The organism is Catenulispora sp. GP43, assembly GCF_041260665.1.
Lineage (GTDB): Bacteria > Actinomycetota > Actinomycetes > Streptomycetales > Catenulisporaceae > Catenulispora.
In genome coordinates this window covers 286,353-311,880 of the sequence record NZ_JBGCCT010000008.1, presented here as the reverse complement: position 1 = coordinate 311,880, position 25,528 = coordinate 286,353, and the positions used below count along the sequence as shown (strand labels likewise).

19 protein-coding genes are annotated in these 25,528 nt (G+C 73.1%); 10 read left to right on the top strand and 9 right to left on the bottom strand.

All coding sequences use genetic code 11. The features are described from left to right. Positions 1–25: 25 nt before the first annotated feature. Both ABH926_RS18930 and ABH926_RS18925 read left to right on the top strand, forming a co-directional pair. Positions 26–310, top strand: coding sequence for a hypothetical protein (locus ABH926_RS18930; RefSeq protein WP_370366976.1), 285 nt, complete (start codon positions 26–28; stop codon positions 308–310). A 151-nt stretch (positions 311–461) separates the two neighbouring features. Continuing rightward, the gene (locus ABH926_RS18925) at positions 462–3,653 is read left to right on the top strand and encodes a BTAD domain-containing putative transcriptional regulator (RefSeq protein ID WP_370366975.1); all 3,192 of its coding nucleotides are present in this window, start codon (positions 462–464) and stop codon (positions 3,651–3,653) included. Between the two features lie 172 nt (positions 3,654–3,825). On the opposite strand, the gene ABH926_RS18920 is transcribed toward ABH926_RS18925, so the two are convergent. Further along, positions 3,826–4,038: a hypothetical protein gene (locus ABH926_RS18920; protein ID WP_370366974.1), complete on the bottom strand. Its 213-nt coding sequence runs from the start codon at positions 4,036–4,038 to the stop codon at positions 3,826–3,828. Between the two features lie 462 nt (positions 4,039–4,500). Here ABH926_RS18920 and ABH926_RS18915 point away from each other — a divergent pair, with 462 nt between their 5' ends. Continuing rightward, positions 4,501–6,942 carry a PQQ-binding-like beta-propeller repeat protein gene (locus tag ABH926_RS18915; protein ID WP_370366973.1) on the top strand — a complete coding sequence of 814 codons (2,442 nt, stop codon included), beginning with the start codon at positions 4,501–4,503 and terminating at the stop codon, positions 6,940–6,942. 86 nt (positions 6,943–7,028) lie between these two features. Here ABH926_RS18915 and ABH926_RS18910 read toward each other — a convergent pair whose 3' ends face one another. Further along, positions 7,029–8,261, bottom strand: coding sequence for a D-alanyl-D-alanine carboxypeptidase family protein (locus ABH926_RS18910; RefSeq protein ID WP_370366972.1), 1,233 nt, complete (start codon positions 8,259–8,261; stop codon positions 7,029–7,031). A 117-nt stretch (positions 8,262–8,378) separates the two neighbouring features. On the opposite strand from ABH926_RS18910, the gene ABH926_RS18905 reads away from it, so the two are divergent. Both ABH926_RS18905 and ABH926_RS18900 read left to right on the top strand, forming a co-directional pair. Then, positions 8,379–9,119 carry a MerR family transcriptional regulator gene (locus ABH926_RS18905; RefSeq protein WP_370366971.1) on the top strand — a complete coding sequence of 247 codons (741 nt, stop codon included), beginning with the start codon at positions 8,379–8,381 and terminating at the stop codon, positions 9,117–9,119. 35 nt (positions 9,120–9,154) lie between these two features. Beyond that, complete coding sequence (locus ABH926_RS18900) at positions 9,155–11,632, top strand: VIT domain-containing protein (protein WP_370366970.1); 2,478 nt, start codon at positions 9,155–9,157, stop codon at positions 11,630–11,632. A gap of 102 nt (positions 11,633–11,734) precedes the next feature. Here the strand turns inward: ABH926_RS18900 and ABH926_RS18895 are convergent, their stop codons facing one another. The 4 genes from ABH926_RS18895 to ABH926_RS18880 all read right to left on the bottom strand — a co-directional run bounded on the left by ABH926_RS18895 (position 11,735) and on the right by ABH926_RS18880 (position 17,398). Next, complete coding sequence (locus ABH926_RS18895; protein ID WP_370366969.1) at positions 11,735–13,366, bottom strand: GMC family oxidoreductase; 1,632 nt, start codon at positions 13,364–13,366, stop codon at positions 11,735–11,737. An 86-nt stretch (positions 13,367–13,452) separates the two neighbouring features. Continuing rightward, positions 13,453–13,947 (bottom strand): hypothetical protein, encoded by a 495-nt coding sequence (locus ABH926_RS18890; RefSeq protein ID WP_370366968.1) that lies wholly within the window; start codon positions 13,945–13,947, stop codon positions 13,453–13,455. Positions 13,948–14,159: 212 nt separating this feature from the next. Continuing rightward, the gene (locus ABH926_RS18885; RefSeq protein ID WP_370366967.1) at positions 14,160–16,661 is read right to left on the bottom strand and encodes an FtsX-like permease family protein; all 2,502 of its coding nucleotides are present in this window, start codon (positions 16,659–16,661) and stop codon (positions 14,160–14,162) included. Beyond that, positions 16,658–17,398 carry an ABC transporter ATP-binding protein gene (locus ABH926_RS18880; RefSeq protein WP_370366966.1) on the bottom strand — a complete coding sequence of 247 codons (741 nt, stop codon included), beginning with the start codon at positions 17,396–17,398 and terminating at the stop codon, positions 16,658–16,660. Before ABH926_RS18880 ends, ABH926_RS18885 begins: the two co-directional genes overlap by 4 nt. Before the next feature lie 163 nt (positions 17,399–17,561). On the opposite strand from ABH926_RS18880, the gene ABH926_RS18875 reads away from it, so the two are divergent. Continuing rightward, positions 17,562–18,794 carry a sensor histidine kinase gene (locus ABH926_RS18875; RefSeq protein ID WP_370366965.1) on the top strand — a complete coding sequence of 411 codons (1,233 nt, stop codon included), beginning with the start codon at positions 17,562–17,564 and terminating at the stop codon, positions 18,792–18,794. Continuing rightward, on the top strand, positions 18,782–19,423 hold the full coding sequence (locus tag ABH926_RS18870; protein WP_370366964.1) for a LuxR C-terminal-related transcriptional regulator: 642 nt from the start codon (positions 18,782–18,784) through the stop codon (positions 19,421–19,423). The genes ABH926_RS18875 and ABH926_RS18870 overlap by 13 nt, the downstream gene beginning before the upstream one ends. 92 nt (positions 19,424–19,515) lie before the next feature. Here ABH926_RS18870 and ABH926_RS18865 read toward each other — a convergent pair whose 3' ends face one another. Together ABH926_RS18865 and ABH926_RS18860 are read right to left on the bottom strand one after the other, a co-directional pair. Then, complete coding sequence (locus ABH926_RS18865; protein WP_370366963.1) at positions 19,516–20,124, bottom strand: hypothetical protein; 609 nt, start codon at positions 20,122–20,124, stop codon at positions 19,516–19,518. Next, entirely contained in the window at positions 20,121–21,071 is a 951-nt protein-coding gene (locus tag ABH926_RS18860) for a hypothetical protein (protein ID WP_370366962.1), read from the bottom strand. The genes ABH926_RS18865 and ABH926_RS18860 overlap by 4 nt, the downstream gene beginning before the upstream one ends. Before the next feature lie 124 nt (positions 21,072–21,195). On the opposite strand from ABH926_RS18860, the gene ABH926_RS18855 reads away from it, so the two are divergent. The 3 genes from ABH926_RS18855 to ABH926_RS18845 all read left to right on the top strand — a co-directional run bounded on the left by ABH926_RS18855 (position 21,196) and on the right by ABH926_RS18845 (position 24,650). Continuing rightward, entirely contained in the window at positions 21,196–21,639 is a 444-nt protein-coding gene (locus ABH926_RS18855; protein ID WP_370366961.1) for a Fur family transcriptional regulator, read from the top strand. 94 nt (positions 21,640–21,733) lie between these two features. Next, positions 21,734–23,971, top strand: a complete 2,238-nt coding sequence (gene katG / locus ABH926_RS18850; protein WP_370366960.1) for a catalase/peroxidase HPI — start codon at positions 21,734–21,736, stop codon at positions 23,969–23,971. A 169-nt stretch (positions 23,972–24,140) separates the two neighbouring features. Then, complete coding sequence (locus ABH926_RS18845) at positions 24,141–24,650, top strand: GNAT family N-acetyltransferase (protein WP_370366959.1); 510 nt, start codon at positions 24,141–24,143, stop codon at positions 24,648–24,650. Between the two features lie 31 nt (positions 24,651–24,681). On the opposite strand, the gene ABH926_RS18840 is transcribed toward ABH926_RS18845, so the two are convergent. After that, entirely contained in the window at positions 24,682–25,428 is a 747-nt protein-coding gene (locus tag ABH926_RS18840) for an NAD-dependent epimerase/dehydratase family protein (RefSeq protein ID WP_370366958.1), read from the bottom strand. Positions 25,429–25,528 lie beyond the last annotated feature (100 nt).

Below are 25,528 nucleotides of genomic sequence, written 5' to 3'. Positions count from 1 at the left end.
CACGGTCACGCGGCGTTTGCCATGCGTGGAGATCAGGGAAGCGGCCATCGCCGCCATGGGCCGGGCCGAGCTCGAAGAGCTCATCGACCGCGCGGTGCGCCCGGACGTACCGCTGCGGGTGCTGTTCGCCGCCCTGGACCGGTACACCGAGCTGCTGCGCCCGGTGCTCGACGACGAACCCGCGCCGGCCGAGGCGGCCGAGTCCGCGCCGATGGCCGCGCCGGTGGTCCTGCCGATGGTCCTGCCAGTGGTCCTGCCGGTGGCGCCGGGCGCGCCGCGGCACACTGGGCCCCCGGGCCCACCGGAGTGACAAGCGCTTGAGAGGTCCGGTGCACCTGGCCGACCTTGATGATCACTGTCTCTTGCCCGCGCCGGGCCGACCCTCTTAGCCTGAGCTGTATTCGCTGATCAAAACCAGCTCCGGGCGGGGCACCAAGAGAAGTACAGGGATCTGTCAGAACGTGAACGCGATCCGGTTTCAGGTCCTGGGCCCGCTGCGGGGCTGTCGCGGCGATGAGGAACTGGCCACGGGCAGCCCGCAGCAGCAGGCCATGCTGGCCGCGCTGTTGCTGCTGCCGGGGCGGACCGCGAGTTCGGCGGAGCTGATCGACGCCCTGTGGGGCGACCAGCCGCCGAGCCGGGCGCGCTCGATCCTGCGGACGTACGCGTGGCGCTGGCGGCGGGTGCTGGATCCGAACGCCGCCGACGGCGCCGCCTCCGAGGTGCTGGTCTCGCTGGCCGGCGGCTATCGCCTGGCCCTGCCCTCGATCGGGCTGGCTCACGATCATGGAGCCGGAGCCGGAGCCGGAGCCGGCACTGGCTCCGCGCTCGCCGCGCCGAACGGGCTCGCCCGTCCCGCGGCGCCGGAGTGGACCGAATGGACGGAGTGGCCCGAGTGGCCCGGCCGGTCCGAGGACAGCCCGCCGGTCGACGCCGAACAGGCCGAGCGCTGGGCCGCCGAGGCGGACAAGGCCGGCGCGGCCGGCGCGCCGGAGCAGGCCCGGGAGCTGCTCCGCCGCGCCGTGGACCTGTGGACCGGGGTGCCGCTGGCCGGGGTGCCGGGCCCGTTCGCCGAACGGCAGCGGCGGCGCTTCGCCGAGCTGCGGCTGAGCCTGGTGGAGCGGCGGATCGCGCTGGACGTGGAGCTGGGACGCGGGGCCTCGTGCGTGCCGGAGCTGCGGGCGCTCAGCGATGAGCACCCGCTGCGCGAGCGGTTGTACGCGCTGCTGATGCGCGCGCTGTCGCAGTCCGGGCGGCAGGCCGACGCACTGGCTGCGTTCACCGCGGCGCGGCGGCTGCTGATCGACGAGCTCGGGGTGGAGCCGGGCGCGGAGCTGCGGGCGGTGCACGCCGAGGTGCTGGCCGGCGGGATGCCGGGGCCGCATGGCGCACCGGGGACAGCGACGATAGCGGGGATAGCCGGGATAGCCGGGATAGCCGGGATATCGGGCATATCAGGGTCGGCGGCCTCGGCGATCCGGCCGCCGGGAGCCGCGGGAGCTGCGGGAGCTGTGGGAGCCGCTGGATCCACGGGATCCGCTGTGCTTCCGGCCGGGCTCTCCACCGGGCTCGCGACCGGGCCGGCCCCGGCCCCGGCCGAACCGAGCGTCCCGCGTCCGGCGCAGCTGCCCCCGGCCGAACCGGACTTCGTCGGCCGCGGCCCGCTGGCCGAACGGCTCGGCGCGGAACTGGCCGACGGCGCCGGCGGCAACGGCGCCGCCCCGACGGTGCTGGCCGTGGCCGGGATGGGCGGCGTCGGCAAGAGCACCCTGGCGCTGCACGTCGCGCACCGCGCCCGCCCCGCCTTCCCCGACGGCCAGCTCTTCGCCGACCTGCGCGGCACCGGCGCCTCGCCGGTCCCGCCGCAGGCCGTGCTGGAGGACTTCCTGCACGCGCTCGGGGTGCCGGCCGAGCAGATCCCGGAGGGCACCGCGGCGCGCGCGTCGTTGTTCCGCACCGTGCTCGACGGCCGGCGGCTGCTGATCGTGCTCGACGACGCGGCCAACGCCGCGCAGGTCAGGCCGCTGCTTCCGGGGGCCGGCGGCTGCGCGGTGCTGGTGACCAGCCGGGCCCGGCTGGTCGCGCTGCCGAAGTCGGCGCAGGTGTGGCTGGACGTGTTCGACGACGCCGAGGCGCTGGGCCTGCTGGCCCGGGTCGCCGGCCCCGAGCGTCCGCAGGCCGAGCCCGAGGCGGCCCGGGCGCTGGTCACCGCCTGCGGGCGGCTGCCGCTGGCGGTGCGGATCGTGGCCGCGCGCCTGGCCGCGCGGCCGGCCTGGACCGTGGCCTCGCTGGCCGGGCGGCTGGCCGACGAGCGGTCCCGGCTGCGCGAGCTGCGCATCGGCGAGCTGGCGGTGGCCCCGGCCTTCGAGGTCGGATACCAGCAGCTCACCGCCGCGCAGGCGCGGGCGTTCCGGCTGCTGGGCGCGGTCGAGGCGGCGGAGATCGGGCTGGGCGCCGCGGCGGCCGTACTGGAGCTCCCGGTGGCCGAGGCCGAGGCGGTGCTGGAATCGCTGGTCGACGTGGCGATGCTGGAATCGCCGGCCGAACACCGCTACCGGCATCACAGCCTGCTGCGGGACTTCGCGCACGGCGCGGCCGGGGATCCCGGGCGCGCGGCGGCCGAAGCGCTGCGGGCGCGCTCGTGCCTGCTGCGCTTCCTGCTGGCCGGGGCGTGCGCGGCGTTCGAGGCGGTGGTGCCCGGGGACCCGATCCGCGAGACGCTGGCGCCGCAGGGCGTCGGGGAGTTCCAGGTCGACTCCCCGGCAGCCGCGCAGGCCTGGGCCCGCGGCGAGGCGGCCACGGCCGCGGAGCTGACGGCCCGGATCGCGGCCGAGGCGCTGGCCGAGGGCCCGCTGACCGGGGAGTACCGGAACCTGGTCCCCGCCGCCATCAACCTGCTGATAGCGCTGAGCCCGTTCGGACCGGGGCCGTGGGGGCGCCGGACCCGGACGGCGGTGCAGGACCTGGCGCGCGCCGCCAAGCGTGCCGGGGACGTGCGCGCCCAGGGCCGGGCCTGGTTCCTGGCCGGGAACACGGCGCTGGCGGCGGGCCGGCCGGACGAGGCCTCGCAGCACGGCCGCTGGGCGCTGGAGCTGTGCACCCTGGCCGAGGACCCGGTGATCGCCCGCCAGGTGCTGAACGACCTGGGCGTGATCGCGCACGGCCGCGGCGCGTACGACGAGGCCGCGGGCCTGTTCGGCGAGGCGGTGGCGCTGGCCCGGGCCCTCGGGCACCGCAGCGGCGAGGCGAGCTCGCTGTTGAACATGGCGGTTTCCCGCCTGCGCGCCGGCCGCGCCGCCGAAGTGCTCGCCGACTGCGAGGGCCTGCTCGCCTCGGCGCACGAGCGCGGCGACGCGGCCTCGGCGGCGCAGACCCGGTATGTCAGCGGGCTGGCGCTGGCGGCGCTGGACCGCCCGGCCGAGGCGGCGGAGCGTTTCCAGACGGCCGCGGCCGACTGGAGCACCCTGGGCGCCCTGGACCGTGCCGCCCGCGCCCGCTTCCAGCTGGCCAAGGCGCTGCACACGCTCGGCGCCGACGAATCGGCCCGCGACCACGCGCACGCCGCGCTGGCCGAGTTCGAGGCCGACGGCCGCGTCCCGGACCAGCGCGCGGTGCGGGCGCTGCTCGCGGAGTTGGACGCGCCTCAGGACTGACGCGGCTCAGGACTGACGCGGTCCGACAGTCCTCGACAGCTCTCGACAGCACGCCACCGCCCGCCACGATGCGGGCCTCACCGCTGCTGTCGACAGCGATGCGCCGCCCGCGACCGCCCCGGGAGGACCCCGGTGGGCCGTGTCCACCGGGGCGGCCGTCGTACCGCGCCGCTCAGGACTGGGCCGGGTGATCGCCCTCCGGCACCATCGTGTTCCAGTCCTTGACATCGCCGTAGCTGCTGGGGAAGCCGGAGGCGGTGTGCGAGCCGGCCGCCGTACGCGAGGTGGGGTGCTCGGTGACGGCGGCGGTGGTGGCCAGCGCGGTGGCGCCGAGGGCGGCGGCGAGCGCGAGCCTCGGCAGGGCGGGGTGACGCCGGGTGGCCATCGTGTTCCTTCCAGGGGGCGAACGGTTTGCCCAGCCTGCCACAGCCGGCGTCTACGTCCGATCTACGGCCTGCTCGGCCCCGGCTGGGCCCGACTCGGCCGCGCTCGGACCGGCCCGGACCGGCCGCGGTGGGCGAAACCGGGTGAACACCGGCGAATCCCCCGGACGCGACCGACCACGGACGGCCGTGGCCGGAAACGATCCCAAACCGTTACCCGCGGCTCCCCGACCCGCCCGTGACCTGGTGTCCGGGCCTTGACACCGCGTCAGCACCCGGGGCGCCAGACTGACAACAGGCTGAGGCCGCGTTCCCTATAGGCACTTCTGCAATACGTTGACGCTCTATCACGAAAACAAGCTACGGTTTGTGCGGGGGCTGGGGTGAATCCTTCCAGGCGGAAGCCCTATCCTGCTGTCCCGGTTCGGGCAGTCGACTAACGAGTTCTTGATGGGGGTCAGCGAATGCAACCGCTGGAATCGGGGGATCCGACACGCATCGGTCCATATGCCATTCTCGGCGTGCTCGGCAGCGGCGGCATGGGGAAGGTGTATCTCGGCCGCTCGACCGGCGGCCGTACGGTGGCGGTCAAGGCGGTGCGGCCCGAACTGGCCGACGACGCACAGTTCCGTCAGCGCTTCCGCAACGAGATCGAGGCCGCGAAGTCCGTCTCCGGCGCGTTCACCGCGGCGGTCGTGGACTCCGACACCGAAGCGCCCATTCCCTGGTTCGCCACCGCGTTCATCGCCGGCATCTCGCTGGGCGACGCGGTCAGCCGCTTCGGCGCCCTGCCCGAGCCCGCTCTCCGCACCCTGACCGCGGGTCTGGCCGAGGCCATCACCGCGGTCCACCGCGCCGGGATCATCCACCGCGACCTGAAGCCGGCCAACGTGCTGCTGGCGCTGGACGGCCCGTACGTCATCGACTTCGGCATCACCCGCGCCACCGAGGGCACCGCGCTGACCACCGCCGGCACCGTGATGGGCTCGCCCGGCTTCATGTCGCCGGAGCAGGCCTCGGGCGTGCGCGTGGGCCCGGAGACCGACATGTTCTCCCTGGGCGCCACCCTGGTGTACGCCGCGACCGCGCGCAGCCCGTTCGGGGACGGGCCGACGCCGGCGCTGCTGTACCGCGTGGTGAGCCAGGAGCCGGACATCACCGGTGTCCCGGACTCTCTGCGCGACATGATCTCGGCGTGTCTGCACAAGGAGCCGGCCCGCCGGCCCACCACGCAGCAGATCCTGGAATACCTGGACGCCAACGCCCCTGCGCCGACCGCCGGCGGCTGGCTGCCCCCGCACTACACCGACGCGATCGTGCAGGCCAGCAGCGTGATGACGCACATGGGCGTCACCTCCGGGCCGACCGGGCACGTGGGCCCGAACACCCCGCCGTACGGCCCGCCGGCCTATAAGGGCGGCGGCACTCCCCCGCACGGCAACGGCACCTTCACCCCGGCCTACGCCCCGACCGCGCAGAGCGGCATGATGGGCGTCGGCCCCTACGGCCCCGGCCCCGGCCCGAACTCCGGCCCCCAGCAGCAGTACCCCGGCCCCAACCCCAACGGCGCCGGCAAGCTGAGCCGCCGCGCGCTGTTCGGCGTCATCGGCGGCGGCGTGGTGGTCCTCGGCGGCGGCGGCGCCGCGATAGCCCTGACCGGCGGTTCCGACAAGCAGGCCGGCAGCACCACCGGCGGCACCCTGCCGGTCAACAACGGGTCGAGCACCAGCGGCGCCCCCGGGCCCACCAACGCCTCCTCCGGCGGCGTGCCGACCACCCAGGGCAACCAGACGTTGCAGGACCCGAACTCCGCCCCTTCGGGCTCGCTGAGCGGCGCCCCGCAGGCGAACCCGGCCTGGAACCAGACCACCAACGACCAGATCTACGCCAGCGCGATCGGCCAGGACGTGGTGCTGCTGGAGGGCGTGAACAACACCCACGGCCTGAACAGCCAGGGCAAGACCAAGTGGCCCGACATCGCCTGCGGCAGCGGCACCATCGGCATCCTGACCGCGATGGACACCGACGGCACCACGGTCTACACCACCGGTCTGGACCCCAACGGCGGCGACCCGCTGTTCGCGATCAACATCCAGACCGGCAAGGTCCTGTGGCAGCTGGCGCAGTTCGACCGCAACTGGCAGGCGCAGGGCGTGGCCGGCGTCATCGGCAACCTGATCATCGTCACGGCCAACGTCAACGTGCAGGGCGACGGCCTGTTCGCGGTGGACAAGAACACCCACAAGATGGTGTGGAAGCAGAACAACGCCGACATCGGCGCCATCCACGTGCCGCCGTCGGGCAAGTACATCTTCACCGCGCGCGACTCCACCAGCGCCGACACCGACGCCACGATCACGTGCCTGGACGCCACCACCGGCACCAAGGTCTGGCAGGTCACCCAGAAGGGCGCGACCATGGGCAGCGCCGGGTCGGACCCCTTCGCCTACGTTGACAACATGCTGATCGCCGGCGGCACCAAGCTCACCGCGCTGGACCCGGCCACCGGCCAGGTCAAGTGGGCGACCCAGCTCGGCAGCATCGACACGGGCGGCAGCCTGGCCAACCACCCCTTCACCGACGGCAGCGGCCGGGTCTATGTGACCGCGGAGAGCTACCTGGTCGCGGTGGACGGCAGCAACGGCAAGCTGCTGTGGCAGTCCACGCTGCCGGACTCCGACCAGTTCCAGGTCGACGGCGCCTGCACCACCGGCGACGGCCAGGTCTACGTCGCCGACTACAAGCTGGCGCTGTACGCGGTCGACGCCAAGACCGGCAAGTGCAACTGGTCGTACTCGAACTCGCTGATGGCCGGGCAGATCGTGTCCACGCTGACCGCCGGCGGCGGGAAGGTGTACTACACCGCCGGACAGGCCGTGTTCGGGTTCAACGCGAACGGGAAGTAGCGGGTTCGCTCGCGAACCTCTGACGTTCGGCGTCTGGCGTCCAGCGGCGTCCGGTCCTTCGGGGCCAGGCGCCGTTGGTTTTCGCCCTATCGCTTCCGGCGCCGGTGGGCTCCCTGCGCGCCCACCGGCACGGCGATCGCGGCCACGGCCGCCGCGGCGCCCAGCCACGCCGCGCCCTTCCAGGGTGTCACAGAGGGCTGCGATCGTGCGGCGGCGATGGGGTTGTTCGAGCCCGTATACCGGAGGGTGGCCGTCCCCGGCGCGGTGGGCGTCTGGCCGGTTCCGCTGTCTGTATCTGAATCTGACAGTGTCGGCGACGCTGTCACTGACGCCGGAGTCGGAGTCGGCATCGGAGTCGGAGTGGGTGACGGTGTCGGCGAAGGCGTGGGTGTGGGTGTGGGGCTGGGCGTCGGCGAAGGCTTCGACCCGGAACCGGAAGCGCCCCCGAGCGTCCCCACCGGCGCGACCTGCCCGTCGGCCTGGAAAGCCCAGTCCATCAACTTCGAGGCCTGGTCGAAGATGTCCGTGCCGCCGAGCATCAGGGTCTCGACGACCGTGTGCCCGTTCCTGGTCGCGGCGCCGACGTAGGTGTGGCCGGCCTTGGTGGTCAGGCCGCCCTTGATGCCGATCATGCCCGGGTAGTCCTTGACCATCGGGTCGTGGCTGGTGAGCGTGAGGGTCGTGCCCTTGGGCCCGGGGAACGTGGTCTGCTTCAGGTCGCAGTAGCCGCGGAAGGCCGACAGGCGCAGCCCCGCACGGGCGAACAGGGCCAGGTCGTAGGCGCTGGTGAGCTGGCCGTCCTGGTCGTAGCCGTCCGCGTCGACGACCGTGGTGTCGTGCGCGCCGAGGGTCTGGGCTTCGTGGCGCATCGCCGCGACCGTGGCGTTCAGGCCCCCGGACAGGTGCGCCAGTTCGGCGACGGCGTCGTTGGCCGACTCCACGAACGTCGCGCGCCACAGGTCGGCCACGGTGTAGGTGACGCCCGCGGTCATGCCGACCACGCTGCCGTCGGGCTCGGCGGCGAAGTCGGCGGCCTGCGGGATGATCCGGCGGGACGGGTCCAGGCGCGGGATGAGGGTGTCGGCGGTCAGGACCTTGAGCGTGCTGGCCGGGTACAGCGTGCGGTGCGGGTCCTGCTCGGCGAGGATCTGGCCGGTGTCGTAGTCCACGAGCACGTAGGAGGCGACGTCCACGCTCGGCGGGGGCGGCACCGCGGCCGTCCCTGACGCCGAGGCCGCCGAGGCCGGCGCCGCGAAAGGACCGGCGGCGGCCAGCGCCGCGCCGACGACAGCGACGACAGCGGCGGCGGCAAGCAGCACCGGCGCACGGTACCGAGGACTCACGACCACACGCGGGACCGTATCAGCGCCCTACCGCCGGATCAACGATCCCCCGACACGTTGACACTGTCATATGACAGTGTCACTATAGGTCCCGTGAACGGTGACTCGGCGGCATGGACCATCGACCGGCTGGCACGGCTGGCCGCGGCGGCGCTGACGGACGCGTCACCGACCCAACCCAACGGCCGGATCAGGGAGGTGCCCGACGTGCGGACCATCCGCTGGTACACCTCCATCGGCCTGCTCGGCCGTCCGGCGGCGATGCGCGGCCGGACCGCGCTGTACGACCGGTCGCACCTGGCGCAGCTGGTCGCGATCAAGCGGCTGCAGGCGAGCGGGCTGACGGTGGCGGCGGTGCAGGAGCGGCTGCTCGGGGCGGATGAGTCCGCGGTCGAGGAGATCGCCATGCTGCCCGCCGACCTGGACGCGCTGCTGGCCCAGGTGGAGGCGGCGGACGAGCCGGCACCCGCCAGCCCCGGGGCGAGCTCGGAGCCCGAGGCCAGGAAGCGGTTCTGGGTCACGTCCCCGGCGCCGTCGGCGGCCGCGGGATCAGCACCCGGATCAGGCTCGCCCGTCACATCCGCCGACACCAACACATCCACCGACACCGCCACATCCGCCAACGCCAACACATCCACCGACACCGCCACATCCGCCAACGCCAACACATCCACCGACGTCGCACCACCCGTCCACGGCATCCGCCTGGGCTCCGGCGTCACCCTGCTCCTGCCGTCCGGCCGCGCGCCGGAGGCCGCCGAACGGGCCGCGATCGCCGAGGCGGCGCGGCCGCTGCTGGACCTGCTGGACCGACTCGGCTTGGCCGAGGCCTGATACCGCCTGCAACTGCTCCTAGAGGGGGAAGCGATATGACTGTTCGCACTGGTGTCGTCGAGGTCGTCGAGGAAGCGCCGCGGCCCGAGCCCGAGGGCGGCCTCGGGGCGCTGCGGACCGAGCGCGGGAACCTCCCGCTGGAGCTGATCGAGGTGCGCTCCCACGTGGCCGGGCTGGCGGTGCGCACCGAGCTCGCGCAGGGCTTCCGCAACCCGTACGACGTGCCGTTGGAGGCCACGTACATCTTCCCGCTCCCGGACCGCGCGGCGGTGACCCGGCTGCGGATGGAGGCCGCGGACCGCGTGGTCGAGGGCGTGGTGAAGGAGCGGGAGGCGGCGCGCGCCGACTACGACGCGGCGATCGCCGAGGGCAAGCGCGCCTCGATCGCCGAGGAGGAGCGGCCGGGGGTGTTCACCCTGCGGGTCGGCAACATCATGCCCGGGGAGCGCGTGGTGGTGCGCACGACGCTGTCGGGCCGGCTGCCGTACGAGGACGGCCAGGCCACGTTCCGCTTCCCGCTGGTGGTCGCGCCCCGCTACGTCCCCGGCGCCGGACTGCCCGGCGAGCAGGTGGGCAGCGGGACCGCGGACGACACCGACCAGGTGCCCGACGCCTCCCGCATCAGCCCGCCGATCCTGTTGCCCGGCTTCCCGAATCCGGTGCGGCTCTCGATCGAGGTGGCGGTGGACCCGGTGGAGCTGCCGCTGACCGGGCTGACGTCGAGTCTGCACGGGGTGAGCGTCGAGGAGCCCGACGCCGGACGCTACCTGGTGCGCCTGGACCCGGGCGCGCGCGCCGACCGCGACTTCGTGCTGCGCCTGGCCTACGGCGGTTCGGCGGCGGCGACGTCGCTGGCGGTGGCCCGGGACGAGCAGGGTCCGGCCGGCACGTTCCTGCTGACCGTCCTGCCGCCCGAGCCGACCGGCGCCGTCCGGCCCCGCGACGTGGCGCTGGTCCTGGACCGCTCCGGCAGCATGAGCGGCTGGAAGATGGCGGCGGCCCGCCGCTCCGCGGCCCGCATCGTCGACACGCTGACCGCCGCCGACCGGTTCTCGGTGCTGACCTTCGACGACGAGATCGACGTCCCCGACGGGCTCACCTCCGGCCTGTCCGAGGCCACCGACCGCCACCGCTTCCGCGCCGTGCAGCACCTGGCCGCCGTCGACGCGCGCGGCGGCACCGAGATGGAGACGCCGCTGCACCAGGCCGCCGACCTGCTGACCGGCGACGGCACGGATCGCGACAGGGTCCTGATCCTGGTGACCGACGGCCAGGTCGGCAACGAGGACGGGATGCTGAAGTCCCTGGGCCGCAAGCTCAAGCACATCCGGGTCCACACGGTCGGCATCGACAGCGCGGTCAACGCCGGATTCCTGCGCCGGCTGGCCACGCTCGGCGGCGGACACTGCGAGCTGGTGGAGTCCGAGGACCGCCTGGACGAGGCGATGGACGCCATCCACCGGCGCATCGGCACGCCGCTGGTGACCGGACTGCGGCTGGCCGGGGCCGGCGGCCTGGTGGTGGATCAGGACTCGGTGACGCCGGCGCGGCTTCCGGATCTGTTCGTCGGGGCGCCTTTGGTGGTGGCGGGGCGGTTCAGCGGGACGGAGACCGCGGTCGGCGATGGTGCCGAATCCAGCGACTCCCCCACCATCGGCTCCCCCACCATCGTCATCACCGGCACCGCTGCCGACGGTTCCGCCTGGAACACGCGCGTGCCCGCCGTCGAGGCCGCCGACGCCGGCCTGGCGCAGTTCTGGGCCCGCGGCCGCATCCGCGACCTGGAGGACCGCTACCTCTCGACCTACGACGGGCAGGCCGAGATCGAACAGGCGATCGTCGCGACCTCGGTGGACCACAGTGTGCTGTCCCGCTTCACCGCCTTCGTGGTGGTCGACACCCGGGTGGTGAACAAGGGCGGCACCCTCAAGCAGGTCACGCAGCCGGTCGACCTTCCCGACGGCTGGGACGCGAGCCTGTCCATGGCCTCGGCGCTCAGCGACGATCTGGACGATCTGGTCGTGTCCAGCCGATCCATCCGCGTCCGGCACGCCGCGCCCATGGCGAGCCCGGCGGGTCCCGGCGGCGCGCCCGGCTTCGGCGCCCCGCTGCCGTCTCCCAGCGCGCCGATGCCGGCGTCGCCCCCAAGGGGGCAGGTGCCGCTGCCTTTGGCGAAGGAGCCCGCCTTCGCGGAGGAGTCGCTGAAGATGACGCTGGACCAGGTCGCGTTCCCCGGGGCCCTCGACCTCGGCACCCTCGCGACGACCTGGCTCGCCCGCCTGACCGCCGCCGAGAACGACACCGCCGAGGTCCAGGAGGAGCTGCTGGCCGAGTTCGCCGCCGAGCTGCGAGAGCTCGCCCCGGGCACACACGCCGAGGAGATCGCCGAACTCCTCACCACTCTGACCGCTTCCGACAAGCCGGTCGACGAGCGCCGCGGCAGCGCCATCGCGTTCCTGGAGTCGCTGAAGCCGGCCGCCAAGCCCCGCCGCGCGCCGTTCTGGAAGCGGTAGGCCAGAAGAACAACAGGCCCGGCTCGGCATCCCGCCGAGCCGGGCCCGTCTCTCCCCTGGTGTCAGTTCCTCAGCCCCTCAGCCCCCCGGCTCTTCGGCCCCTCACCCCAGCATCAACCCCGCCGCGTGCTCCCCGATCATCATCGCCGCCGCGTTCGTGTTCCCGCCGACGATGCTCGGCATGATCGACGCGTCGGCGACCCGCAGCCCCTCGATCCCCCGCACCCGCAGCGCCGGGTCCACCACCGCGCGCTCGTCGACGCCCATCCGGCAGGTGCCGACCGGGTGGTACACCGTCGTCGCGCGGTTCGGCAGCTCGGCGGCCAGCGCCGCGCGGTTCGCGTGCGCCGATCCCGGCGCGCTCTCGCCGTGGACCCGGCCGGACAGCGAGCGGTGCGCCATCGCCTCGCGGACCAGCTCCATGCCGTCGAGCAGCAGCTTCGCGTCCGCCGGGTCGTGCAGGTACGCCGGGTCGATCAGCGGCGCGGCCGCCGGGTCGGCCGAGGCCAGGCGCAGCGTCCCGCGGCTCTTGGGGTAGATCAGCGTCGGCATCACCGTCAGCGTGCGGCGCGGGTCGGCCTTGTGCCGGACCGGCGCGTCCTGGTTCGGGCCCGGGTACGACCACGGCAGCACATGGATCTGCATGTCCGGCACGGTCTCGGCGGACGGGCTGCGCACGAACCCCACCGCCTCGAACACCGTGCGCCCCACCCACGTCCCGCCGCGCGTCATCTCCTTGACGAAGCCCCGCGCGAAGTACGGCGCCGTCCCCTTGTTCCGCGCCTCGGGCATCAGGAAGCACATCGGGACGAACAAGTGGTCGTGCAGGTTGTCGCCGACCGGCAGGTCCGCCACCACCTCGACGCCCACCGACCGCAGGTGCCCGGCCGGCCCGATCCCGGACAGCTGCAGCAGCTGCGCCGACCCGAACACCCCGGCGCACAGCACCACCTCGCGCGCGGCCCGCACCACCTGCCGCCCGCCGCCCTCGGCGACGACCTCGACCCCGACCGCCCGGCCCTGCTCCAGCACCACCCGAGCGACGGTCACCCCGGTGACGACGTGGAGCTGCGCCATGCCGTGGTCGTCCAGGTACCCGACCGACGAGCTGTACCGCAGCCCGCCGTGCGCGCTCTGCTGGACGATCCCGATGCCCTCCTGCGACTCGCCGTTGTAGTCGTCGAGCACCTTCACCCCGGCGGTGTCGGCGAACGCCTCCATGAAACCCAGCGTCGCGGTGGTGACATCGGTCTGCCGCCGCACCTTGATGGGCCCGGCGCCGCCGCGGAACTCGCTCTCGCCGTCCTCCCAGCTCTCCAGCTTCTTGAAGCTGGGCAGTACGTCCGCGTACGACCAGCCCTGACAACCCTGCGCGGCCCACGCGTCGTAGTTGGCGGCGTTCCCCCGCACGAACAGCATCCCGTTCACCGACCCGGAGCCGCCGAGCACCTTGCCCCGCGTCTGCGGGACCTTGCGCCCGAGGGCGTCGGCCTGCGGCACCGAGTAGTAGCCCCAGTCCAGCCGCGCCTTCAACTGGGGCACGCTGTGCACCGCGGCGATCAGCCCCGGTTTGCGGACCAGCGTGGTCCGGTCGGACCCGCCGGCCTCGATCAGCACCACCCGGGCGCCGCTCGCGGCCAGCCGCGCGGCCAGCACACAACCGGCGCTGCCGGCACCGACGACGACGTAGTCGGCCTCGCCGGGTATCGCAGGCTTCGAAGAACGCTGTCCCATACGGGCGGCACCCCCTCCCGCGGCGAGCGCCGCGTGATCACGGTAGGTCGCTGCACTGTAGGAGGGACTGCGTGATGGTACAAGAGTCATCTTCGCGGGGCCGGGGCCTCGGGGCACTCGTGGTAGTCACCGGGGGCGCCGACCACGTTCAGATGCGGCGGCTCGTCGTCTTCGAGCTCGAACACGAACGAGACGGCGGTGATGTCGGCGAGGATCGCGGTCTGGCCCGGAAGGGTCAGGGGCGGGTGGGGGCGCCAGCCGACTCCGGCCGCGTCCAGGGCCTCGGTGACCTCCTCCTGCGTGGGTCGCCCGGGGAACACCTGGCAGCCGACTCGATTCTCATCAGGAAGCTCGGTTTCCTCGCGCCATGTCTGAACGCAGATCAAGTTCACGCGCCGGCACCGACAGACCGACAGCTCGACGTCGCCGAACCCGAACAGGCGCGGCCACCCCCGATGCGGCCCGCCGGCCTCGTAGTACTCGCCGTGGATCCGCACCACGTCCTCGAACGACGCGCCCACCCGCATCTGTCCGAGCGAGGCCGTCTCCGCGAACCGCGCCAGGCACGCCACCAAACTCACCGCTCGAGCCTATCGACCCTGCCGACGCCACAAACCGCCGAGCGGCGTGCCCGCCAACCACTGGGGAGTGAACGGAGGCTGCGGGAATCCTCCCTGACGGACACGCCGCGCATATCACGCCCCATGGCGTGTACACCGATGGAACGCACGGCCGGTGCGAGGTGGTTCAACCGCACCATAGCAACCGACCGTGAACGCACCCTGATTCGGCGCTACTCGATCCGCGGCGAGCGCCGGCGCACGATCCGGCGCGCCGGCACCAGCACCGCCGCCGCGCCCGGGATGACCACCGCGGCCAGGATTCCGGCGCAGGCCAGGGGCGGGATCGAGAGCATCGGCAGGCCGGTGACGCCGGCGGCGAAGGCGATCAGCGTGAGGCCCGCGACCGCCGCGCCGGCCAGGATGCCGACGCCGAGGATGATCACCGTCTCCAGGCGCAGGGCCTGCAACAGCTGGTCGCGGGTCGCTCCGACCAGGCGCAGCAGTGTCAGTTCCCTGCGTCGGGACGCCGTGGCCACGCCCAGCGTGGTCACCACGCCGATCAGGATGAAGCCGGCGATCGCCACCACCGCCATCAGGCCCATCAGGCCGTCGCGGTGGGCCTGCTCACTCAGGGTGCTGCCATAGTCCGCGGCCGAGGCGGTGTGCAGCCCCGCGAACCGCGCCATCAGGGGGCTGAGATCGCCGGTGCCGTCGACGAGGATGTCGTCGTCCAGCGAGGTGGCGGCGTGCGCGGCCACCAGGTCCCGCGGCAGCAGCACGTCCCCGAAGCCGAGCCCCCGGTCGTACAGCGCCACCACCTTCAGCGACACCTGCGTGCCGTCGCCGAGCCAGAGCTGGCGCACGTCGCCGACCTTCGTGTCGTGCGCGACCATCGTGCTCAGCGCGACGGTACCGGGCTCGTTCAGCCCGGCCAGCGAGCCGGCGGTGACCGTCGGGTCCAGTGTCGCGGACGCTCCGCCCTCCAGTCCCTGCGCCGACAGCGACTGCAGCGACATGTCCAGGTTCCACACCAGCATCACCACCGTGGTCCGCTTCACCGCGGTCACGTCGGTCACCCCCGGCAGCGCCTTGGCGGCGTCGTATGCGGCGTGCGGGATGCCGGGGCCGGAGGAGGTCAGGACGCTGGTGGCGTGCAGGCCGTCGCGGGCCTGGGCGGAGGTGGCGTTGGCGGTGGTGGTCTGCGCGAACAGCTGCGTGCCGCCGAAGGACACCGCCAGCGCGACCGGCGTGATGACGGCGGCCATCCGCACCGCGGCGGCGCGCGCCGAGGTGGCGGCCAGGTCGCCGGTGATCGGCCACAGCCGGCGCAGCGGCGCGCCCAGCACCCGGACGCCGGCGCGCGCGATCCACGGCCCGAGCAGCGCCACCGCCCACATCAGCGAGATCACCAGCCCGGCCACCGAGGAGGCCGCCGTCTGGCCGCCGGCGGTGAAGGTCAGCACCAGCATCCCCGCGCCGAACACCAGGAACACCGCCCCGGTGATGACCCGCCAGCGCGGCAGCCGGGTCGGCTCCACGGCGCTCTCGCCGAGCGCCTGCACCGGCTTGATCTTCGACACCCGGCGGGAGGCGAGCCAGCCGGTGCCGACCGCGGCCAGCACGGTGAGCAGCGCCGAGCCGAACACCGGGATCGGGCTCAGGGCGAGTGCATAGCCGGCGGGCAGCACGCCCTGCGACGTCATCCAGGCATGCAGCAGTGCTCCGAGCCCGAGGGAGGCCACTGCCCCGAGCAGCGCCGAGGGCACCGCGATCTTGAGCATCTCGCGCACGATGACCCGCCGCACCTGCCGCGGTGTGGCGCCCACGGCCCGCATCACCGCCAGCTCCCGGGTCCGGTCGCGCACCGAGAGCTCCAGCAGCCCGGAGACGACCAGCAGCGCCACCAGCAGCCCGACGCCGCCGAGCGTGCCGGCCGAGCCCAGGTTGTCGTAGCGGCCGGCCTGGATCGCCGGGTTCTCCACGTCGCCGCGTGCCGCGCCGGTGGCCACGTCCAGGCCCGGGACGGCCGCGCGCAGCGCGGAGGCGGAGACGTGCGCGCCGGCGGCCGGCAGCACGACCAGCGCGTCGGCGCGGTCCGGGTGGCCGGACAGCGTCGCGGCCTGCTGCTGGGTGAAATACAGCGTCCCGGCCGGGCCGCCGGATGTGAGGCCGGAGACCAGGTAGTTCTGGGGCTCGCCCCCGAGTTGCAACCGGAGGTGGAGACCGGCGCTGATTCCCAAGCCGGCAGCCGTTTTCGCATCGAGGACCACGTCCTGCGCCGAGGCCGGTGCGTGTCCGGAGGCGAGCGTGGTCGGGGTCAGTTTCGCCGAGTCCCAGCCGTGGCCGGTCAGCGTGGTCCCGGAGACGGAAGCGGATGTCGCACTGGAGGTGGCACCAGATGTAGCACCGGCCCCGGACTCCGCCACCACCACCGGCAGGGAGAAGTCCGCGACCACGTCCCCGACGCCGGCCACCGCCTTCAGCGCCGCTCCATCCGCCACCGGCACCCGGTTCGGCTCGACCAGCGGCCGGCTCTCAGAGTTCTTGTTGTCTCCGCTGCCCTTGACATGCGTCACGCTCTGATGGCCGTGGACCACCGCGGCGGCAGAGGCGTAGCGCTCCAGCGTGCCGTGCGCGCGGACGCCGGACTCGATCAGCACCCCGAAGGCGCCGAGGATCATGGCCGCCACCGCCAGCGCGGTGGCGACCCCGAAGGCGATGCCCTTCTTCACAGCGTCTCCCAGCGGGTCAGGACCGCCGAGGCGGTCGGGCGCGGCAGTTCGTCGACGATCCGCCCCTCGGACAGGAACACGACGCTGTCGGCCCACGCCGCGGCGGCCGGGTCGTGCGTCACCAGCACCACGGTCTGCCCGGTGGCGTCCACGGCCTCGCGCAGCAGCCGCAGCACGTGCCCGGCGGTGCGCGGGTCCAGCGCGGCGGTGGGCTCGTCGGCGAAGACGATCTCCGGCCGGGTCACCAGCGCCCGCGCCACCGCGACCCGCTGCTGCTGCCCGCCGGACAGCTGCGAGGGCTTGGTGCCGAGGCGCTCGGCCATCCCGACCCGGTGCACGACCTCGGAGAACCAGCCGCGGTCCGCGCGCCGCCCGCCGAGCGACAACGGCAGCGTGATGTTGCGCTCAACGGTCATGGAGGGCACCAGGTTGTAGCCCTGGAACACGAACCCGACGCGGTCGCGCCGCAGCCGGGTCAGCTCGGTCTCCTTCAGGGCGCCCAGGTCGGTCTCGCCGAGCCGGACCGTGCCGGAGCTGGGCCGGTCCAGGCCTGAGGCGCAGTGCAGGAACGTGCTCTTGCCGGAGCCGGAGGCACCCATGATCGCGGTGAAGGTGCCGCGCCGGAAAGCCCAGGAGACGTTGTCCAGGGCGGTCACGCGGCCTCGGTCGTAGGACTTGGTCACGCGTTCCAGCGACACGGCGGTGCCGGTCGCGGCGAGGGTGTTCGGGGCGGTCATGGGGCTCCTGCGGTCGGTGGATCAGGACGCCTTCGACGCTAGTTTCCGATCACCGCCGGCCCCAGCAGCCCCGGTCCCCTCTTCATGGTGTAGCGCGCTACACCATCGGAGGTGGGGCACGCCCGGCCGACGCACTGCCACCTGGGCTCTAGAGTTGGGGACGATGAAGATCCGCGCCCGGTTCGCTCGAAGCCTGCGCGCGACCTGGTACCTGGTCGCGGGCCTGCGCACCGCCCTGCCCGCACTGCTGGGCGTGTGCCTGCTGCCGCTGGCGCTGCTGCTGGCGTTCGGGGTGCCGGGGCTGCCCTGGGTGGCCGGGCGGATCCGGGCCCTGACCAACGTCGAGCGCCGCCGGGCGGCCAAGGTGCTGGGGCACCCGATCCGGGAGCCGTCCACGCCGCTGCACAGCGACCCCTACCGGCAGTACTTCGCGCTGATGCGCTCGGCCTCGGTGTGGCGGGACATCGCGTGGATGGTGGTGCACGGCTTCCTCGGCCTGCTCGTCCCGGTGATCTCGGTCGAGCTGTGGATCGGGATCCCGTGGGACCTGGGGCTGCCGTTCTGGTGGTGGACGCTCAAACCGGGCACGCTCGGCGCCGGCGCGCAGATCTACACCTGGCCGCAGGCCATCGCCTACCCGCTGGGGATGGCGGTATTCCTGACCATCCTCCAACTGTGGCTGCAGCCCCAGCTGGCCCGCTTCCAGGGCTGGTACGCCGCGCGCCTGCTCGGCCCGACCCGCCGCACCGAGCTGGCGGCCCGTGTGGAGTCGCTGACCGAGACCCGTGCCCAGGCGCTGGAGGCGCACGGCGCCGAGCTGCGCCGCATCGAACGCGACCTGCACGATGGCACCCAGGCCCAGCTGGTCAGCGCGGCGCTGCGGCTGGGCCTGGCCGACCAGACCTTCGACGGCGACCCCGGCGGAGCCCGCAAGCTGATGCTCGACGCCCGCGCCGGCATCGAGGACGCCCTGGCCGAGCTGCGTGACGTGATCCGCGGCATCCACCCGCCGATCCTGAGCGACCGCGGCCTGGCCGGGGCGGTCCGCGCCCTGACCGCCGGCCGCCCGATGCCGGTGTCGGTGGAGATCCCGGACCCGGAGCGCCGCTGCCCGGCGGCGGTGGAGGCCGCGGCGTACTACGTGGTCGCCGAGGCCCTGACCAACGTCGCCAAGCACAGCGGTGCCGCACACGCCTGGGTGACGGTGCGGCATCATGGCCCATACCTGACCATCGCCATCAGGGACGACGGCCGCGGCGGCGCGGACCCGTCGGCCGGCAGCGGCCTGGCCGGCATCCGGCGCCGCGTGGCCGCCCTGGACGGCGTGACCCGCATCGGCGCCCGGGAAGACGGCACCGGGACGAACGTGGAAGTGGAGCTTCCGTGCGGATTGTGATCGCCGAGGACAACGTGCTGCTGCGCGAGGGCCTGCAACTGCTGCTGACCACGGTCGGCCACGAGGTGGTGGCGGTGGCCGGCAGCGGCCCGGAGGTGGTCCCCACGCTGCTGGAGCACCGCCCCGACGCCGCGGTCCTGGACGTCCGCCTGCCCCCGGGCTTCCGCGACGAGGGCCTACGCGCCGCGATCCAGGCCCGCAAACTCCTCCCCGGCCTGCCGATCCTGGTCCTGTCGCAGTACGTGGAGGAGACCTACGCCGCCGAACTCCTGGCCGACGGCGCCAGCGGCATCGGCTACCTGCTCAAGGACCGCGTGGCCCGCGTCTCGGAATTCCAGGAGGCCCTGGAGCGCGTCGCCGCCGGCGGCACCGCCCTGGACCCCGAGGTGGTCACCCAGCTCCTGACCCGCCGCGACCCGCTGAACGCCCTGACCCCGCGCGAACGCGAGGTGCTGGCGCTGATGGCGCAGGGGCTGGACAACCCGACCATCGCCACCACGCTGGTGATCACCGAGCGGAGCGTGAGCAAGCACATCGGGAACATCTTCGGCAAGCTCGGGCTGCCGCCGGACGAGGCCGGGGACCGGCGGGTGCGGGCGGTGCTGGCTTATTTGGAGGCGGGGGACTGAGGCGGCGCGGGCGTCCCTGCCACGAACCGGTCGCGGATCTCCGTGGCCTGCCGCGGGTGCTCAGCCAACCAGCGGCTGAAGTCGATTTCCCCTCACCCGATCCACCCGGCGTCCACCGACGGCCGACTGTCGTAGACCACGTACTCACGCTCGAAACCGACCATCTCGTACCCCGCGCCCCGCACCGCCGCGACCAGCCGCTCCAACTCCCCGACCGCCGCGTCCGCACCGACCCGGTAGCACCGCTGGGTCACGAACCGCTCCGCGCGTCCGTCCTCCCGCACCCGCCGCGCGTTCCGCGACAAGTGCGCACCGTGCGGCGTCACCAACTCGGCGAGCGCCGCCTCATCGACGCCCGGCGCCAGCAGCAGCTTGAGATGGTGCTCGAAGTACCGGTCCTCCGGCTGCTCCAAAGCCTCCGCAGCCGTCGCGGGCACCCCATCCCCGTACGGCGAGGACTCCACCTTCACCCGCGTCACCTCAAAACCCGCAGCACACAGCTCCCCCGCCATGCCCTCGGCCTCACCGAGCACCGCCTCCATCGCCCCGTCGGCCCGCACCGTGAGCATCGGCTGCGACACCGTCTCCCCACGCGCCAACACGATGTGCGTGAACTTCGCCCCGCGCTCCCCCGCCCACGCCGCGAGCCCGGCGGCATCGCCGGCACCGACCGTGATGTGGAACTCGAACTCGCCGCTCACGCCAGCCCCAGCGCGTCCACGAGCCGCCGCTTCCACTGCTCGAGCGAGCCCTCCACCTCCGGGTTCTCGGCGACGAACGACTCCCACCCGACCTCCCAACCCTCCACATCGCGGCGCCTCAACCCGGCCCGCGCCGAACCCCCGGCCCGGATCCCCTCCCGGAGGCCGGCGAGCTCGGCCAGCACCACCGCGTCGTACAAGTCCTTGCCCTGGCTGATGCCCTCCTTGGAGTCCTCCATCAGCCACATCAGCTTCCACACCAGCGACAGCTCCGGGCCGGCGCCCAGCACGACGCTGAACCCGCCGTCCAGCCGCGGTATCCGCGTCCACCGCGGCCGCGCCGGCATCGGCTCGTCCATCGCGAAGTCCATCTGCACCTTGCCGCAGACCTCCGACCCCTCGACCCGCCAGGGCACCGTCACCCGCGTCCCCCGCATCGCATAGTCCGCGTAGTCCGCATACGCCCAGCCGCCGGAGTCCTCGAACTGCTCCGCTTCCAGCACCACCCCGGCCCCCACCTGCGGGCTCTCCCGGATGCGCCGCTGCAAGTCCTCGAACGGCGCCGACTCCTCCCAGTCCCCGGTCCGGATCCAGTGCAGCCCCTCCGGCGCCACCCGCGGATGCTGCCCGCCGGCCTCGAACTCCTCGTCGGCCCACAGGTCGCCGGCCCCGGCACCGTCGGCGACCTCCGGCCACTGCTGGACGTGCGCGAGGTCGTCGACGTAGGGATACGGGTCCAGGTCGTCGACCGGCCAGCCGTCCTGCACGACGATGAAGTCCAGATCGCCGGGTTTGCGCGCCGCGGATCCGGCGTATGCCGTCATCAGCATGCTTCCCCGCAGGACCAGGTGGCCGCTCCACCGCGCGCCGGCGATCAGGCTCAGGACGTGGTCCAGGGCCAGGCGGTGGCAGGTGTCGCGGTCGCGGGGCGGGCCGGGGTCGTCCATGGGCGCCGATTATGGCGGAGGCGGCCGACAGGGTCCGTCCCCCGAACGGAGTAGTTGGGCCGCTCAAAAAGTTGGACTACTCGTTATCTTGAATTGTTCGTCTCTAGACCGATAGGTTGAAGCCATGACCGCATCGCACCCGCCGACCGCCGCGCAGGAGTTGCGCGGCGCCGGACTCCGGGTGACCGCGGCTCGCGTGGCCCTGCTCGAGACCGTGCGCGGCGGCGACCATCTGGACGCCGACGCCATCGCCTCCGGGGTGCGCGAGCGGGTCGGCCACGTCTCCCTGCAGGCCGTCTACGAGGCGCTGCACGCGCTGACCGCCGCCCGGCTGGTGCGGCGGATCGAGCCGGCCGGCAGCCCCGCGCGCTACGAGGGCCGGGTCGGTGACAACCACCACCACCTCGTGTGCCGGAGCTGCGGGACGGTGGTGGACGTGGACTGCGCCGTCGGCGCGGCCCCCTGCCTGGACCCGGTCGACGACCACGGCTTCACCATCGACGAGGCCGAGGTCGTCTATTGGGGCCTGTGCCCCGACTGCGCCGTCCCGGACGGCCCCCGGGGGTAGCTCGCGGGCCGGACCGGCAGCATCGCATCAGGTACATCACGACAGAGAACATCCGAACAGCGTGAACCGCCAGAAACCGGAAGGACTCCCCCAGATGTCTGAGAACCATGGCGACATCGACGTCGACATCGATCACGGCGCCCAGGCGAGTGTCGGCTGCCCCGTGCAGCACGGAAGGGCGGCGCACCCGACCGCCGGCGGCGGCAACCGGCAGTGGTGGCCGAACCGCCTGAACTTGAAGATCCTGGCGAAGAACCCGGCGGTGGCGAACCCGAACGGCGCGGACTTCGACTACGCCGCGGCGTTCAACACGCTGGACCTGGCCGCGGTGAAGGCCGACATCGCCGCGGTGCTGTCGGACTCGCGCCCGTGGTGGCCGGCCGACTTCGGCAACTACGGCCCGTTCATGATCCGCATGGCCTGGCACAGCGCCGGCACCTACCGCGTGCACGACGGCCGCGGCGGCGGCGGCACCGGCCAGCAGCGCTTCGCCCCGCTGGACTCCTGGCCGGACAACGCCAGCCTGGACAAGGCCCGCCGCCTGCTGTGGCCGGTGAAGAAGAAGTACGGCCAGTCGCTGTCCTGGGCCGACCTGATCATCCTGACCGGCAACGTGGCGCTGGAGGAGATGGGCTTCCAGACCTTCGGCTTCGCCGGCGGCCGTCCCGACGTCTGGGAGCCGGACGACGACGTCTACTGGGGCCCGGAGCAGGTGTGGCTGGACGACCAGCGCTACACCGGCGACCGCAAGCTGGAGGAGCCGCTGGCCGCCGTCCAGATGGGCCTGATCTACGTCAACCCCGAGGGCCCCAACGGCAACCCGGACCCGGTGGCCGCGGCCCGCGACATCCGCGAGACCTTCGGCCGGATGGCGATGAACGACGAGGAGACCGTCGCACTGATCGCCGGCGGCCACACCTTCGGCAAGACCCACGGCGCGGGCCCGTCCGAAGCCGTCGGCCCCGACCCCGAGGACGCCCCGATCGAGCAGCAGGGCCTGGGCTGGAAGAGCTCGCACGGCACCGGTGTCGGCGCCGACGCGATCACCTCCGGCCTGGAGGGCATCTGGACCAACACCCCGACGCAGTGGGACAACAGCTTCTTCGAGATCCTGTTCGGCTACGAGTGGGAGCTGTTCAAGAGCCCGGCCGGCGCCAACCAGTGGCGGCCGAAGGAGAACGCCGGCGCGGGCACCGTCCCGGACGCCTTCGACGGCTCCAAGACGCACCAGCCGACCATGCTCACCACCGACCTGTCGCTGCGCATGGACCCGATCTACGAGCCGATCTCGCGCCGGTTCAAGGACGACCCGCAGGCCTTCGCCGACGCCTTCGCCCGCGCCTGGTTCAAGCTCACCCACCGCGACATGGGCCCGATCGAGCGCTACCTGGGCCCGGAGGTCCCCAGCGAGCGCCTGTCCTGGCAGGACCCGGTCCCGGCCGTCGACCACCCGCTGATCGACGACGCGGACGCCGCGGCCCTCAAGGCGAGCATCCTGGCCTCGGGCCTGACGGTGCAGCAGCTGGTCACCACGGCCTGGGCGGCGGCCGCCTCCTTCCGCGGCAGCGACAAGCGCGGTGGCGTCAACGGCGCCCGCATCCGGCTGGAGCCGCAGTCCGGCTGGGAGGTCAACGAGCCGGAGAAGCTGGCCCCGGTGCTCGGCAAGCTCGAGGGCGTCGTCTCGGCGTTCAACGCCGGCGCGGCCGGCGGCAAGAAGGTCTCGCTGGCCGACGTGATCGCCCTGGCCGGCGCCGCCGGCGTGGAGAAGGCCGCGAAGGACGCCGGCTTCGACGTCACCGTGCCCTTCCACCCGGGCCGCACCGACGCCACGCAGGAGCAGACCGACATCGAGTCGGTGTCCTACCTGGAGCCGCGCGCCGACGGCTTCCGCAACTACCAGGGCAAGGACACCGCCCTGCCGGCGGAGTACCTGCTGCTGGACAAGGCGAACCTGCTCAACCTGTCCGCGCCGGAGCTGACCGTCCTGGTCGGCGGCCTGCGGGTGCTCGGCGCGAACCACGGCGGCAGCACCGCCGGCGTGTTCACCGACACCCCCGGCAAGCTGACGAACGACTTCTTCGTCAACCTGCTGGACCTGGACACCACCTGGAAGCCGGTCGACGCCGACGCCACCACGTTCGAGGGCAGCGACGCCTCCGGCACGGTGAAGTGGACCGGCACCCGCGCCGACCTGGTGTTCGGCTCGAACTCCGAGCTGCGCGCGCTGGCCGAGGTGTACGCGGGCGACGACGCGAAGGAGAAGTTCGCGAAGGAGTTCGCAGCGGCGTTCGGCAAGGTGCTGGAGCTGGACCGGTACGACCTGCACAAGTAAGTCCCGCATAAGTAGGCCTGCACAAGTAAGCAGGCTTGTCGGGCCGAAGGTTTGACCCGGGCCCCGTCTGGACGCTTCGCGGCGTCCGGGCGGGGCTTTCTGCTGTGTGCGCGGTGTCGAGGACAGGACTTGTCAGTCCTTGTCAGTGCTCGGCCGTACCGTGGTGACCATGAACGCCGCCGACACTCCCCCGCTGACCCTCGCGCCCTGGTCGGACGCGGGCTTCGAGGTGCTCCAGAAGCAGAACACGCCGGAGATGACCGAGCACCTCGGCGGCCCGGAGAGCCCCGAGAAGCTCGCCGACCGGCATCGGCGCTACCTCGATCCGGCCGAGAACGGGACCATGTTCCTGATCGTGCTGCCGGACGGCCAGGTCGCGGGCTCGACCGGCTTCTGGGACCACGAGTGGGCCGGCGAGGCCGCCTACGAGACCGGATACGGGATCCTGCCGGAGTTCCAGGGGCGCGGGCTGGCGGTGGCCGCGACGCTCGCGGCCGCCGAGGCGGCGCGCGCCGACGGCCGGCACCGGTGGCTGTACGCGTTCCCGTCGGTCGAGCACGCGGCGTCGAACGCCGTGTGCCGCAAGGCGGGATTCGAGCTCGTCGAGGAGTCGGAGTTCGAATACCCGAAGGGGAACTTCATCCGCTCGAACGTGTGGAGGCTCGACTTGGAGAAGTGATCGCCCGCAGCGCGGCCCGCCTGCTGCCGCTCTACCGGTGCCGCGCGACCCACCCGAGTCCGTCGCGCGCCTTGTCCGTACGCCAGCCGGGGCCCGAGTCGTCGGCGCCGACGATGTGGAAGACGTCGTAGCCGCCGCCGTCGCGCTCCAGCGCGGCCGACACCGCGGCGGACAGGTCCGAGGCCGCCAGCGCCGGGACCAGGCTGCCGTCGGCGCGCCGGATCTCGACCGGCTCCTCGGCCACCGGCAGGGCCCAGCGCGGCCAGACCTCGTCCGGGGTCGGGAAGGCCAGGCGCAGGACCGTGACCGTCAGGCCGTGGGCGTCGGCGGCGATCCGGCCGACCTGCTCGGCCAGGCGCTTGGTGACGCCGTAGACGTTCGTGCCGTCCGGCTCGCTGTCCTCGTCCACGTCCCGGTCGATCAGCCGGCCCTCGTCGAACACCGACAGGCTGCCGATCAGCACCGCGCGCGGCACGCCGGCGGCGTGCGCGGCCTCCAGCGTCGCGTACACCGAGGCCACGTTCACCTCGAACGCGCTGGCGGTGTCGGGGTGCGGCCAGTCGGTGTCGGAGCGCCGGCCCATCGCGGCGTGCACCACGGCGTCCATGCCGTCCAGCGCGGCGGCCAGAAGCCGCGGATCGGTCGCGCTGCCGACGACGTGGTCACAATCCCCCTGCGGCGGCACCAGGTCCAGGACGCGAACCTCGTGGTGCGCGGCCAGGCCCGGAAGCATCAGAGAGCCGACATACCCCGAGCCGCCGATCAGCAGAATACGCATTCGCCGTACGGTAGCAGGCAGGCACCGGATGCTCACCGGGTTTGCGTTCGGGCTGCTCACCGACGCCATGTCCGAATCCCGCCAGTGTCAACGGGCGATC